We start from the raw sequence: 13,177 nt of genomic DNA, 5'->3' as shown, positions 1-13,177 counted from the left end.
TCTGGTACCAGGTTTGTGGTTTATTACTGCGGAAGGCTAGCCAGTAAATGGATTGGATACTGGCCTAAACTTGCCATCCTGAATCCGCGGTTATTACTAGGGAGTGACAATATGGACTTGCGTCCAGTGTTCTTCAGTATCGTTATCGCTACCGCCGGTCTCGCCGGCTGTGACCAGTCTACGGACAATACGCCCCACGCTCTTTCTGTGGACAAGGAAGCCGCTGCAAGTAGTAAAAATGCGGCTATTGATAAGAAAGCTTTCGTGCCGCCCCCTCAACTGGATATCCCTTTTCACAAGGAAGTTCTCCCCAACGGACTGACTGTGATTGTGCACGAGGATCGCAAGGCTCCGGTTGTCTCTACCAATATCTGGTACAAAGTGGGTTCCAAAGACGAGCCGAAAGGTAAAACCGGCTTTGCGCACCTGTTTGAACACTTGATGTTCAACGGTAGTGAGAACTACCCCGGTGAGTACTTCGAACCCTTCCAGCGCTCCGGTGCCACCGATATGAACGGCACCACGAGTAACGACCGTACCAATTACTTTGCCACCGTCCCCAAGGGTGCTCTGGATATGGCCCTATGGATGGAATCTGACCGGATGGGGCATTTCCAGGGCGCTATTACCCAGGAAGTACTCGATGAGCAGCGCGGGGTGGTAAAAAACGAGAAGCGTCAGGGTGAAAATGCGCCCTACGGTAAGGCTTTCGACATTATTGCCAAAAGTACCTTCCCCGCGGATCACCCCTATTCATGGACGCCGATCGGCTCTATGGAAGACCTGGACAATGCCAGTCTCGAAGACGTTAAAAAGTGGTTTGCGGATCACTATCAACCGGCCAACGCCACCTTGGTGATCGCCGGTGATATCAGCGTCGATGAAGCGATGGCCAAAGCGCGCAAATATTTCGCGGATATCCCCAGTACCAAGGTGCAACCCCGCATCAAAAACTGGGAGTTGCCCTCCCAGGTGAAAAAGCGGGAGGTGGTATACGATCAGGTGCCGCAAACCCGTATTTATAAGGTCTGGAATGTGCCGGCAGTTGGCAGCGAGGAAGAGCATGCGCTGGAGTTGATGACTTCCCTGCTGGCAAACCGCAAAAACTCTCTGCTGTATCGCCGCTTGGTTCGAGATGAAAAAGTGGCCACCAGTGTGAGTGCTTTTTACTACGGCCGCCAGTTGGCTGGGCAGTTGATTATTGTGGTGGATGTAAAACCGGGTCAGTCTGTCGATAGAGTTGAAAAACTTTTAAATAAGGAATTGCAGCAATTTGCCAAAAACGGCGTCAGTGCAGAAGAGCTGCGCCGGGTAAAGCAGGGCGAGTTTGCCGACTTGGTTAAAGGCCTGGAAAAAACCGGTGGTTTTGGGGGGAAGAGCGATATTCTGGCCCGCTCGGAATTTTATTACGATGATCCTGGCGCACTCCTGAAAGGCGTCGAAGACTATGCCAAGGTTTCAGCCCGCGAGGTGCAGGACGTCGCCGAGCAGTGGCTTAAGGATGACTCTTATACCTTGATTATCGAGCCCCAGCAGCAGTACACCGCGGCAACAGTGGGTGCGGATCGCAGTAAGCTGCCGGAGGTCGATAAAAATGTAGAGCTGGAATTGCCCAAACAGCAGAATTTCACTCTAAAAAATGGACTTCGGGTGGTTTTGGCTGAGCGCCACGATACACCGGTTGTACTGATGAATTTGCAGTTTCGCAGTGGCGCCTCCGCAGATAAAAACAAACCCGGACTCGCTTCAGTGGCCGCACAGATGCTGAATGAAGGCGCCGGAAATCTGGACAGCCTCGAGTTCAGTGCCAGGGCCGAGGAACTGGGAGTTAGTATCGGAGGAGGTAGCGGTCTGGATTACAACTCCATCAGCATGAGTGCTCTCAAGTCGCAACTGAAACCCTCCCTGGAGCTGTTTGCCAAGGTGGTGACAGAGCCCCGCTTCCCTGAATCCGATCTCGAGCGGGTAAAGTCCAATCGCTTGGATGCCATTGCTCAGGAAAAGGCGCAGCCGCAAGGGCTCGCTCTGCGCGAGTTGCCGCCATTGCTCTTTGGTAGCGAGCATCCTTACGGTGCCCCTTTGACCGGCTCAGGCACACCTGAGGGCATCAAGTCCATCACCCGCGAAGACCTGGTGAATTTCCAAAAGACCTGGGTGCGCCCGGATAACGCCACGCTCACCATCGTTGGTGATGTAACGGAAAAAGAGATTGAGCCGCTGCTGAATGAAACTCTGGGTGGCTGGAAGGCGCCTAAGCAGGAGCTGCCAAAGATTGAAGTGGCCAAGGTGACGCGCCCGGAAAAGGCCAGGGTTTATCTCCTGGACCGCCCCGGCGCTCAGCAGAGTTATATTATGGCCGGGCTGGTCATGCCGCCCTGGCAGCCAAAGGGGGCGGAAGCCTTTGAGGCAATGGCAAATACGATTGCCGGCAAGTTTACCTCCCGGGTAAATATGAATCTGCGCGAGGATAAGCATTGGTCTTATGGTGCCCGTGCGGTTTCCATGGATACCGAAGGCCAGCGACCTTACATTCTATTTGCCCCGGTTCAGACCGATAAAACGGCCCCTGCAATCCAAGAGTTGATCAAAGAATATCGAGAATATTTGGCTGATCGGCCGATCACAGAAAAGGAGCTGGAGGACTACCGAAACGATGAAGTGCTTAAACAGAGCGCTCGTTTCCAAACCAAGGGCCAGCTGCTCTCCAGTATAAACTGGCAGGTGGAAAAAGGATTGCCAGAAGATTACATCGCCGAATATCCCCAGCGGGTTGCGGCGCTGAAGAAAGAGCAGGTTGAGGCTTCGGCACAGGAGTTTCTCGCTCCGGATCAATTTACCTGGGTCATTGTTGGTGATCTGGACAAGATTAAAGGAGAGGTTGAAGCCCTGGATATCGGCCCGGTGGAGGTTTTACCCACTAAAGATTAATAAAAAATTATTGTTACATAAAAAATGCCCCGCTCTCTTATGAATCGGGGCATTTTTTTGTGTGGTGTCTGCTGACTCTTTATGCGGCCATAGAGCTAGATCATTTCAGTTCTTGCGGCTAGGACCTGTCAAACTCACTTTAGGCTTTAAAGCTCGGGCGTTGCTTGAGTTGTTCACGCCAGCGTATCAGGTGGGGGTGCTTTTCGGCATCCGGGCGTAGGTTTTGCACTTTACCAAAATCCAGGCTGCAAACCATGCTGATATCCGCTACAGAAAAATAGTCTCCTGCCAGATATTCATGATCCGAGAAGTGATCATTGAGGACGCCCATAAACTTTATTGCGCGCTTACCGGAATCCTCGCCAAACTCGGGGTAGACATTCATGCGGTCTTTGAAAAAGCCCGATACATGTTGGAAGCACATGCCTACTGGGAACATTAAGTTGAAGTCGGCACGGCGATTCCACATTTCTACCAGCGCTTTTTCTTTTGCATCGCGGCCAAACAGTGCCGGTTCTGGGTGTAGTTCTTCAAAGTAGCGCTGGATGGCTACAGATTCTGAGATATAAGTGCCATCATCCAGTTCTAATAAAGGGACTTTTTTGTTGATATCTTTGCTGCGATATTCGGGGCTGAGGTTTTCGCCCTTGGCGATATCTACATGGGAAAATTCAACTTCGATGCCTTTTTCCGCAAGATACATGCGAACTCGACGACAATTGGGAGCGCTTGCAAACTCATAGATTTTCATAGGGCTTTCTCTCGCCTTGGTGATTGCGTTAAATTGAGCAACTTTCCATAAAAACACAACAAATCTAAAAGAGACTTACTGGTGAGGACAATGACAACAAGTTCCAAGAGAGACTGCTTCTTTCGCCGCACTGTCACGGCCTTGGCTGTTTTTGTAGGCCTGTTTTGTCAGCAAATTTCTGCTGAGGAAATGGCCATCTATGCGGGCAAACTCTTCAATAGCAGCAATGGTAAATTGTTGGAGAACCGTACCATTCATATCGTGGATGGTCGTATCGAGTCGGTGCAAAAAGGATTTGCCAAGCGGGAGAGTGAAATTCTCATTGATTTGCGCAATTTCACTGTGCTTCCTGGGCTGATGGATATGCATAGCCACCTGACCTATGAGTTTGGTCCTCGCGCTTACATGGAATCCTATACCTGGAACGCGGCAGACTTCACCCTTCGCGGTGTCGATGCGGCCAACCGTACTCTGCAGTCGGGTTTTACTACCATTCGTAATTTGGGTGATCACGATAATGTCACGGTCAGTCTGCGCCATGCGATTGAGGCCGGCACTATTGAAGGCCCGAGGATTTACACTGCGGGAAAATCCATTGCAACCACGGGTGGTCACGCCGACCCCACTAATGGCCGTCGCCATGATCTGGTGGGAAATCCCGGCCCGGTTGATGGCGTTGTGGATGGGCCTATTTCTGCGCGCAAGGCGATTCGCCAGCGCTATAAGGACGGTGCCGATCTGATCAAAATCACCGCGACCGGCGGAGTATTGAGCGTTGCGAAAAATGGGCAAAATCCACAATTTATGCAAGATGAGTTGGAGGCAATTGTCTCCACCGCCAAGGATTATGGTTTTACCGTAGCGGTGCACGCCCATGGTAAGGAAGGCATGATTCGGGCTATTCGTGCCGGCGTGGATTCCATTGAGCATGGTACTTACATGGATGAAGAGGTGATGGACTTGATGCGCCGCAACAACACCTGGTTTGTCCCGACCTTGATGGCTGGGGAGTGGGTAACCGAGAAATCTGCGATCGATGGCTTTTTGCCGGAAATAGTGCGCCCCAAAGCTGCCACCATGGGGCCCTTGATGCAGGAGACTTTTTCCAAGGCCTATAAACGCGGAGTTAAAATTGCTTTTGGGACCGATACCGGCGTGACCCGGCACGGGGAGAATGCGAGGGAATTTGTTTTGATGGTGCAGGGCGGTATGTCTCCTGCTGACGCTATCCGCTCAGCAACCTGGAATGCCGCACAATTGCTACAGATCCAAGATGAACTTGGCAGTCTCAGTGAGGGCAAGCTCGCAGATATTATTGCAGTCGCGGGCAATCCTCTGGAGGATATCTCCGAATTGCAGCGAGTGCAGTTTGTGATGAAGGAAGGCAAGATTTTCAAATACCCCAGTGAGCCGGCCGTGGAGGTATTTCTGGAGCATGAGGAGAATGGCTGACGGTGGGTGTCTAGGGTGCCGGCGCCGCAAAACATTGCGGAGCCGGTAAAAAGCTACTGATTATTCCAATTCGAAGACCAGGTCCAGGTTCACCGACACGGTGGTTTCACCGGGTGCAATTGGCGTTGAGGCGCTGTCTTTCATTGACTCCATCTGGCCGCGCATCATCATCGGACGGGGCATACCGCCACTGCCCTGTTCAGAGATGCTGACGATCCGGCGAACTTTCATCCCCAGCGCTTTGGCATAAATGGTTGCTCGCTCCTGGGCATCGATCAGGGCTTTCTCACGGGCTTCGGCTTTTACCGGTCCCGGCTCACCAATCTCAAAGCTGGGTCCGTTAATCTGGTTGGCACCGGCGGCGGTGAGGTCGTCCAACACGGTTCCCAGTTTATCCAGCTCACGCACTTTGATGTTGACGGTATTACGTGCGGTGTAACCGACGATTTTGGGTTTCTGATCTCTTTGGTAGTGGTAACGGGGAGAGAGGCTGACGCCGCTGGTTTGAATATCCTTCTTGGCAATGCCGGCTTTTTTAATCGCCTTCATCAGAGAATCCATTTGCTCTGCGTTATCTTGCATCGCTTTTTTGCTATCGTCCGCCTCTGTCACCACGCCTACAGACAAGTTGGCAACATCGGGGGCCTGGCTGGTCTCGCCCTGGGCTGCGATAGATACCAGGGTGCCACGCAGCGAGGGTGCCTGCCCGCTATCACAGGCGCTAAGTATCAGGGCGAGTAGTGTAATGGTCGAAAATTTTACTAACTTCATGGTTTTTCCTTATCTATCGCTATGGGTTGGCGATATAGCAATGCACTTGGCGTCAAAAATATTATCTAAGCTTGTCTGAACCTCAGCTGAGGATACCGGATCCAGCGGGTTGGCTATAACGGTGCAAATCCTTTCCTCCTTTCTTATTCGTAAGAACCAAAAACCTGTTGGTATGTTTCTTCGCGGTCGTGGTAGATGGCAAACCCCAATCGCAGCCACTGCTGTCTCCGGTCGCAAAGGACGGCGCGGGCTTTTAATTCACTTTGTAATTTCTCTGCATTCTCTGCGCTGTGACAATCAAAAGTGAAGAAATGTCCATGACCATGCTCCAGGTCGTGATGGATTAAATGCTCACGATTGAGAAAAGGGTGGCCGGCGCTATCCATGGTGCGCAGGAATCGCTGTTGTGCAGCGAGGACATAGTTGTGGATTTTTTCCACGGTAATGCCCTCGCGGCGAAACAGCTCAAAAATAGCCAAGCCTTTGTACAGGCAGGAATAATCCATGGTGGCTCCGGCAAACCTCAGCCAGTTGTCCCCATAGCCGACACTGCCGCTGCGATTTTCCAGCTCTGCTATTTCTGCAAACCAGCCGGTGTTTAGAGGCCGCAGAGTGCAGTGGCGGGGGATGCTCATAAAGCACATTCCCTCGCCAGCGCCCAGGTATTTATAGGAGCCGGCAGTGAAAAAGGCTTTATCGGCGATGGTGCTTAGGTCGATTGGACGAGCGAAAAATCCATGGTATCCGTCGATAACAAACTGGGTTTGGATTGGCTTTCGTTCGGCGATGCGAATCAATTCGGGGAAAACCACGCCAGAGTCGAAAAATACTAGGCTGGCATAAGCCAGCTGGTAGTTACCGGTATGCAGCTCTCTCTCGAAGCGCTCTGCCAGGGTGGAGAAGGGGTGTTTGGGGATACGGGTTACCTGTATGTTGGGTAATTCCTCCAGCCGCTGTAACTGGCGGGTGAAACTGTAAAATTCTCCATCTGTGGTGAGGATATGCAGGGGTTCAGTGAAAGGGAAGGTGCTAAGTAGCCGGTAGACAAGCTCGTGGGTATTGGGGGCAATAGCTATTTGAGAAGCGTCGGGAAGGTTTAGTGCGCGCGCGACAGCACTTTGCCAGGCGGGTATTTTTTCCTGGAAAATAGGTCCCCACTTGTCATCGGCGAGTAGCGCTGCATCCTGCCAGTATTGCTGGACCGCCTCCAGTGTCACGTCGGGCCAGTAATGATGCGAGTGGCAGGCCATGTGCAGCATGGAGGATGGGCTGCCGCTGGGTGCTTGAGAAAACGCACGATAGAATTTTTTATACATTTGCTTTTCGCCGGGCGAAGCTGAATTATTTATTATTCCCCGATTGTAAAGCTTGGCAATAGGAAGGAGTAGAGGGTGAGATACCTGCACACAATGGTCCGCGTGGCCAACCTGGAAGAATCCTTAAAATTTTACTGTGAGAAATTGGGCTTGCAGGTGGTGAATCGCAACGACTATGACAAGGGGCGTTTCACTTTGGTGTACCTTGCGGCACCAGAGGATGTTGATAGTGCCCGCGAGAAGAAAGCCCCCACGCTGGAGCTCACATACAATTGGGACCCTGAGTCCTACAGTGGTGGGCGTAATTTTGGCCATCTGGCCTATGGAGTCAATGATATCTATGCGGTTTGTCAGCGAATGATGGACGCAGGAATCACCATCAATCGCCCCCCTCGCGATGGTCATATGGCCTTTTTCCGCTCGCCGGATGGCATATCGATTGAACTGCTGCAAAATGGTGAGCCTCTGGAGCCCAAGGAGCCCTGGAAGTCGATGGAGAATACCGGCGAATGGTAATTTTCCCTAAGGAAGCTCCCAATAAACCTTGGCTATAGGCTGATTTGTAAGGACATTATGTGAAGAACCGCAGTTGTATTTTACTGGCCGGCGCTGTTGCGGCGCGCAGGGTTCGCGAAGAGGGATTGCACCAGGGGCAGTTCTCCACCCTGGTCGGCGCCTCTGGAGGTCCCAAGTGGCTGGTTATCAGCCAGCTGGATCGGGTTCTCATGGGCGACTTTTTTAAGGATCGCTGCGAGCCTATTGCGACACTGGGCTCTTCCATCGGCAGTTTCCGCAATATGTGTTACGCCATGGAGGAACCTCTAGCGGCACTGGAGCGCTTGGAATACGGTTATATCCACCAGAGCTACGGCACCGCCAGGCCTACCCCAGCGGAGATTACCGCGGCGGGGGAGGCGATTCTGCTGGAAGTTTTGGGGGAAAATGGCGCGAGTGAAGTGGTAGAGAACCCCTTGTGGCACAGTCACTTCGTTACAGCGCGCGGGCGCGGGCCCCTGGCCAGTGAAAAGCGGGCTCTGCTGGCTCCGGCACTTTTCACTTCTGCGTTGGCTAATGCCTTCTCCAGACACAGCTTGAAGGCCTTTTGGGAGCGGGTAGTGTTCCACTCTCAGGCACAGCCCGCGGTGGCGTTTGGGAATTTGAGTACGGTGAACTCTCCCCTCAATCGCGCAAACGTCTGCGCGGCGGTGCTTGCCAGTGGTTCTATCCCTCTGGTGATGGCGGGCGTGCGCAACCCCGTTGGCGCGCCTTTGGGCAATTATCGCGATGGGGGGATCACCGATTACCATTTTGATCTTCGATTCAACCACCCGCCCGGCTTAGTGCTCTATCCGCATTTTTTCCCGTTTATGGTGCCGGGTTGGTTCGATAAGGGCTTGTCTTGGCGACGTGTGCGCGGCGATGCCATGGCATCGACACTACTGATTGCGCCATCGCCTAAATTTGTCGAGAAGCTGCCATTTGGCAAAATCCCTGACCGTAATGACTTTTATAAATTGAGCACAGATGAGCGCGTGAATTACTGGAAAAAAGTGGTTGAGATGAGTCGACAGGTGGCAGATGATTTTTATGAAATCTGGCAGACGGGTCAGGTGGCGGATCACCTTATTGAGGTGGGGTCCGATGACTTGCCGCATAAATTGCAGCAGGTTGGGGCCGCATGAATATGGCACCTGAGTTTAACCCTCCTCAGGAGGCGTTTCGCACCACCCAGGAGCGGGTCTACTTTCAGGTCCGTGATGCCATTTTGCGCGGCAAGTTTTTGCCGGGTCATCCGATCACTATCCGGGGATTGGCGGCGGAGTTGAACTGCAGTCCCATGCCCGTTCGCGAGGCCTTGCGGCGCCTCACCTCAGAGCGGGCATTGGAGTTGTCCGACACCCGCCGTGTCACAGTGCCCACAATGACCCCGGAGAAGCTTGCGGAGATCTGTGCGGCGCGGGTTGCGCTGGAGTGTCAGGCCGCAGAGCAGGCACTACCTTTTGTGGGGCAGGGGGCTCTTGAGCAGCTGCGTCAGCTGGATGCCCGTGTCACTAGCGCGCTTATAGAGAAGAATATCGAGGAATATGTGACGGCCAATCTCGACTTTCACTTTACCCTCTACCGCTTGGGACACCCTCATATCATTCTCTCGTTGATTGAGAGCCTTTGGCTGCAAACTGCTCCCCTTCAGCACCTGGTATTCCAGCGCTTCGGTGTACAAGAGTTGCCGGATCGTCACGAGGACCTGCTGGATGCGATTGCCGATGGCAATGTGGCGCGATTGCGCTTGGCAATCCGCCAGGATATTGAGGAAGGACTTGGTTCCATTTCCGCAGAAGAACTACTTTAACCGTTCTAATAACCTTTTAAGCCTCTAAAAAAGCCTTCTCACTATTCAAGTTGCGAGGGCTCATGTCGTTGTGATTTGACCTCGGGGTTTTCTTCTCACCAAGGGTAATTGGCGCTTTGGACTCTATTGTTACTCAGAGGCATAGATAGATCTTGCGCTTCCGTTAGTCTCGCCACTAGAATGTGATCACAAATGTTGGAAGCAATATGCCGCCCGGCCGTGCCCTTAAACGGGCTCAGGAGGGCAGGTGATCAATTTGCGGGAGGACTCGTTCAACACCCATGCGGACTCAGTCCGGTGCTGTAGAGAGCCCCCGAGCAAAAGCCAGGAGCGAAATATGAACAAAAGTGAGCTGCAACAACACGATCGCGAGCACCTGCTGCACCCCTTTACCGACTTCAACGATCTGGGGCAACAGGGCACCCGTGTGATCACCAGTGCCGAGGGCGCTTATATCACCGATATCGATGGCAACCGTATGCTGGATGGCATGTCCGGTCTGTGGTGCTGCAACCTGGGTTACAGCCGCAAGGAAATCAGTGACGCTATTTATGAGCAGCTGAATACTCTGCCGTTCTACAACAGCTTCTTTCAGTGCACTACCGTGCCGTCCATTGAGTTGGCAGACGCTCTGGCGGAAGTAACCCCCACCAATATGAGCAATGTATTCTTCACCGGCTCTGGTTCCGAGGCGAATGACACCAACCTGCGTCTGATCCGCCGTTTCTGGGACTTACAGGACAAGCCCGAGAAGCGCATTGTGATTTCCCGCAAGAATGGTTACCACGGCTCCACCATCGCCGGTGCCAGCCTGGGTGGCATGAGCGGCATGCACAAACAGTTCCAGCCGCTGGATTACATTGAACACGTGCAGCAGCCTTACTGGTTTGCCGAGGGCGGTGAACTGTCTCCAGAGGAGTTCGGTATCCAGGCCGCGCGCAGCCTCGATGAAAAAATCCAGGAGCTGGGCCCTGAGAAAGTGGCCGCCTTTATTGCCGAACCTATCCAGGGCGCCGGTGGTGTGGTCATTCCGCCAGAGACCTACTGGCCTGAAGTGAAGAAAGTACTGGATCAGTACGACATCCTGTTAGTAATGGACGAGGTGATCTTTGGTTTCGGTCGCACCGGCGAATGGTTCGGCGCCGATTACTACGGCCTCAAGCCCGACCTGATGACTTTCGCCAAAGCGGTGACCAACGGTTACTTCCCTCTGGGCGGTACCATGGTGGGTGATCGCGTTGCGGATGTGATCAAGAGCAAGGGCGGTGAGTTCACTCACGGCTATACCTACTCCGCACACCCAGCGGCCTGTATGGCAGGCCTGGCCACTATCAACATCCTGCGCAACGAAAGAATCATCGAGAATGTGCGCGATGTAACTGGCCCCTATCTGGCCAAGCGCTGGGCTGAGCTGGCCGAACACCCGATTGTTGGTGAGGCGCGCAGCCTGGGTATGGTCGGCGCTCTGGAGCTGGTGAAGGACAAGGCCAGTCGCGCCCGCTTCGATGACGACTGTACCGCCGGCGCGGTATGCCGCGACCTGAGTATCAAACACGGTTTGGTGATGCGTGCTGTTGGTGATGCGATGGTGATTGCGCCGCCGCTGATTATCACCACCGAGCAGGTGGATGAGTTGGTGGAGAAAGCGCATCGCGCACTAGACGACACCGCTAAAGCTCTAGCGTAAACTCGGGGTTTCGCCCCCTTATTGGAAGCGGCGCAAGGCTGTCACTCATAATTCGCCAAAGGCGGACATGGGGGCAGCCCTGGGCCGCTTCTGCGGTTTGACAGGACTACCTCAGGCAACTTATGTCACAAGAAAAAGAATTTACTGCCCAGCCAGAGCTGCTGGAGCAGTCGCGCAAATTCCTGGCAGAGCACCCGGACCTAAAGTGGATCGAAGGCTTTATGTTCGACATCAATGGCGTCCCCCGCGGTAAATGGCTGCCTGCTGAAGCAGCGGAGAAGCTGCTCAAGGGGAGTCTGCAAATGCCGCGCAGCGCCGTTAGCCTGGATATCTGGGGACGGGATATTGAAGACAGTCCCCTGGTGTTCGCCAGTGGTGACAGTGATGGTGTCTGCCTGCCGGTATCGCCGATCAGCCTGGCGCCCTGGCACCGGGAGGAGACGGCGCAACTGCATATGCAGTTGCACGAAGCGGATGGTTCCCCACTTTATGCCGATCCGCGCGCCCAGCTGCAGCGGGTGGTGGATCGCCTGCAGAAGCTCGGCTATACCGCGGTTTGTGCCACCGAATTGGAGTTTTACCTGCTGCGCGATGATGTTGACCATTTAGCGCGCCCGCGTCCGGTTAGTGACAATGATGCCGAGCTGGTGCCTTCCACGGATGTATACGATCTGTCTGAACTGAATGCGCAGCGTCACTTTTTTGCCGATGTACGCGCCGCCTGCGAGGCTCAGGGCATTCCCGCTGACTCGGTACTTTCAGAGTGTGCACCCGGTCAATTTGAAATCAATCTGCTGCACAGTGCCGATCCGGTCAAAGTAGCCGACCAGACATTGCTGTTTAAGCGCTTATTGAAAGGCGTAGCGCGCAGTCATGGCTTCCGTGTGAGCACTATGGCCAAACCCTTTGGGGATCAGGCTGGCAATGGCATGCATGTGCACTTAAGTCTGATTGATAGCAGTGGCAAAAATGTTTTCGATGATGGCAGTGAGGAGGGCTCCGAGCTGTTGCGTCAGGCAGCCGCGGGTATGCTGGCAACAGCCAATGATGCGATGGCCTTTTTCGCGCCGCACAGCAACTCTTACCGCCGTTTCCAGGAAAGCTCTCACGCACCGCTGAACCTGTGTTGGGGCTACGATAACCGCACCACAACACTGCGTGTCCCAGCCAGCAACCCAGAAGCCCGTCGTATCGAGCACCGTATCGCCGGTGCGGATGTGAACCCCTATTTGGTTTTGGCGGGTATTTTGGCTGGTGTCTGCCATGGTCTAGAGAACCAGTTGCAAGCGCCTGAACCGGTGGAAGGTGATGCCTACCAGGTGCAAAGCGAACAGCTGATCAACACCTGGAGTGGGGCACTCAAGCGCTTTGGTAGAAGTGTCTTGTGGCGCGAGTATCTCGATCCTCGGTTTGTCGAGCTTTTCTTGATGCTGAAGCGCCAGGAGATGGCAGAAATTGGCGCCCGAGTTACCGATGTGGAATATCAAAGTTACTTGCATCGGGTTTAATTTTTGGCCTGTTGACTACCGGCGTATAAATACTGAACGGCTTTTGCGACAGGGGCTCTGGAGAGTGGCAATACTCTGCTATACCTAAATTTAAGTGCGTAACGTGCTTGAAACTCTCCTCCTGAAAGTGTGTTCGAGAAACCTGGCCCGCCATTGGCGGGCATTTTTTTGCCAAAAAAATAATCAGGTTCGCTTTTGGTTAGCTCTTCCGCTGAAAAAACTAATGCCACCTTTCTCTTTGCGCCTAACCTGTTTCAAGTGACGAAATTTAGACGTTACTGTCAGGTAAATAATCCGTTACAGTTTTTTGAGGTGCGGTATTTTGGGTGGGTTATGCGCAGAATAGGGGCTTGCAGTGACCATAGGGCTATAAGCTTTGTGTGAATTTTTAGGCGCTCGCCAAAATCTCACCGG

Annotated in this window: 11 protein-coding genes; 7 read left to right on the top strand and 4 right to left on the bottom strand. The window is 53.3% G+C overall.

Annotation, left to right across the window (positions count from 1 at the left end):
* Positions 1 to 111 precede the first annotated feature (111 nt).
* Positions 112 to 2,928: a M16 family metallopeptidase gene (locus ACXAFI_RS12100; protein ID WP_475109007.1), complete on the top strand. Its 2,817-nt coding sequence runs from the start codon at positions 112 to 114 to the stop codon at positions 2,926 to 2,928.
* Positions 2,929 to 3,067: 139 nt separating this feature from the next.
* Here ACXAFI_RS12100 and ACXAFI_RS12095 read toward each other — a convergent pair whose 3' ends face one another.
* Complete coding sequence (locus ACXAFI_RS12095) at positions 3,068 to 3,679, bottom strand: glutathione S-transferase family protein (RefSeq protein ID WP_475109006.1); 612 nt, start codon at positions 3,677 to 3,679, stop codon at positions 3,068 to 3,070.
* 90 nt (positions 3,680 to 3,769) lie between these two features.
* On the opposite strand from ACXAFI_RS12095, the gene ACXAFI_RS12090 reads away from it, so the two are divergent.
* Positions 3,770 to 5,131, top strand: coding sequence for a metal-dependent hydrolase family protein (locus ACXAFI_RS12090; RefSeq protein ID WP_475109005.1), 1,362 nt, complete (start codon positions 3,770 to 3,772; stop codon positions 5,129 to 5,131).
* A 60-nt stretch (positions 5,132 to 5,191) separates the two neighbouring features.
* Here ACXAFI_RS12090 and ACXAFI_RS12085 read toward each other — a convergent pair whose 3' ends face one another.
* Together ACXAFI_RS12085 and ACXAFI_RS12080 are read right to left on the bottom strand one after the other, a co-directional pair.
* Positions 5,192 to 5,902, bottom strand: a complete 711-nt coding sequence (locus ACXAFI_RS12085; protein ID WP_475109004.1) for an SIMPL domain-containing protein — start codon at positions 5,900 to 5,902, stop codon at positions 5,192 to 5,194.
* A gap of 143 nt (positions 5,903 to 6,045) precedes the next feature.
* Positions 6,046 to 7,218 carry a hypothetical protein gene (locus ACXAFI_RS12080; RefSeq protein ID WP_475109003.1) on the bottom strand — a complete coding sequence of 391 codons (1,173 nt, stop codon included), beginning with the start codon at positions 7,216 to 7,218 and terminating at the stop codon, positions 6,046 to 6,048.
* Between the two features lie 75 nt (positions 7,219 to 7,293).
* Here ACXAFI_RS12080 and ACXAFI_RS12075 point away from each other — a divergent pair, with 75 nt between their 5' ends.
* The 5 genes from ACXAFI_RS12075 to ACXAFI_RS12055 all read left to right on the top strand — a co-directional run bounded on the left by ACXAFI_RS12075 (position 7,294) and on the right by ACXAFI_RS12055 (position 12,763).
* Positions 7,294 to 7,734 carry a VOC family protein gene (locus ACXAFI_RS12075; RefSeq protein WP_152452724.1) on the top strand — a complete coding sequence of 147 codons (441 nt, stop codon included), beginning with the start codon at positions 7,294 to 7,296 and terminating at the stop codon, positions 7,732 to 7,734.
* 59 nt (positions 7,735 to 7,793) lie between these two features.
* A complete protein-coding gene (locus tag ACXAFI_RS12070) occupies positions 7,794 to 8,900 on the top strand; it encodes a hypothetical protein (RefSeq protein WP_475109002.1) in 1,107 nt (368 codons plus the stop codon).
* Complete coding sequence (locus tag ACXAFI_RS12065; RefSeq protein ID WP_475109001.1) at positions 8,897 to 9,568, top strand: GntR family transcriptional regulator; 672 nt, start codon at positions 8,897 to 8,899, stop codon at positions 9,566 to 9,568. The genes ACXAFI_RS12070 and ACXAFI_RS12065 overlap by 4 nt, the downstream gene beginning before the upstream one ends.
* A 337-nt stretch (positions 9,569 to 9,905) precedes the next feature.
* Positions 9,906 to 11,255: an aspartate aminotransferase family protein gene (locus ACXAFI_RS12060; protein ID WP_475109000.1), complete on the top strand. Its 1,350-nt coding sequence runs from the start codon at positions 9,906 to 9,908 to the stop codon at positions 11,253 to 11,255.
* A gap of 122 nt (positions 11,256 to 11,377) precedes the next feature.
* Positions 11,378 to 12,763: a glutamine synthetase family protein gene (locus tag ACXAFI_RS12055; protein WP_475108999.1), complete on the top strand. Its 1,386-nt coding sequence runs from the start codon at positions 11,378 to 11,380 to the stop codon at positions 12,761 to 12,763.
* On the opposite strand, the gene ACXAFI_RS12050 is transcribed toward ACXAFI_RS12055, so the two are convergent.
* Positions 12,760 to 12,993: a hypothetical protein gene (locus tag ACXAFI_RS12050; protein ID WP_475108998.1), complete on the bottom strand. Its 234-nt coding sequence runs from the start codon at positions 12,991 to 12,993 to the stop codon at positions 12,760 to 12,762. The two genes, ACXAFI_RS12055 and ACXAFI_RS12050, sit on opposite strands and share 4 nt — an antisense overlap.
* Positions 12,994 to 13,177: the final 184 nt, after the last annotated feature.

This window comes from Microbulbifer sp. ABH2_005 (assembly GCF_056160005.1).
This window is presented reverse-complemented; position numbering and strand designations above follow the sequence as displayed.

Coding starts and splice junctions, on each gene's coding strand:
- ACXAFI_RS12090 (WP_475109005.1), top strand. CDS start 3,770: ATGACAACAAGTTCCAAGAGAGACTGCTTCTTTCGCCGCACTGTCACG.
- ACXAFI_RS12055 (WP_475108999.1), top strand. CDS start 11,378: ATGTCACAAGAAAAAGAATTTACTGCCCAGCCAGAGCTGCTGGAGCAG.
- ACXAFI_RS12080 (WP_475109003.1), bottom strand. CDS start 7,218: ATGTATAAAAAATTCTATCGTGCGTTTTCTCAAGCACCCAGCGGCAGC.
- ACXAFI_RS12060 (WP_475109000.1), top strand. CDS start 9,906: ATGAACAAAAGTGAGCTGCAACAACACGATCGCGAGCACCTGCTGCAC.
- ACXAFI_RS12095 (WP_475109006.1), bottom strand. CDS start 3,679: ATGAAAATCTATGAGTTTGCAAGCGCTCCCAATTGTCGTCGAGTTCGC.
- ACXAFI_RS12100 (WP_475109007.1), top strand. CDS start 112: ATGGACTTGCGTCCAGTGTTCTTCAGTATCGTTATCGCTACCGCCGGT.
- ACXAFI_RS12085 (WP_475109004.1), bottom strand. CDS start 5,902: ATGAAGTTAGTAAAATTTTCGACCATTACACTACTCGCCCTGATACTT.
- ACXAFI_RS12065 (WP_475109001.1), top strand. CDS start 8,897: ATGAATATGGCACCTGAGTTTAACCCTCCTCAGGAGGCGTTTCGCACC.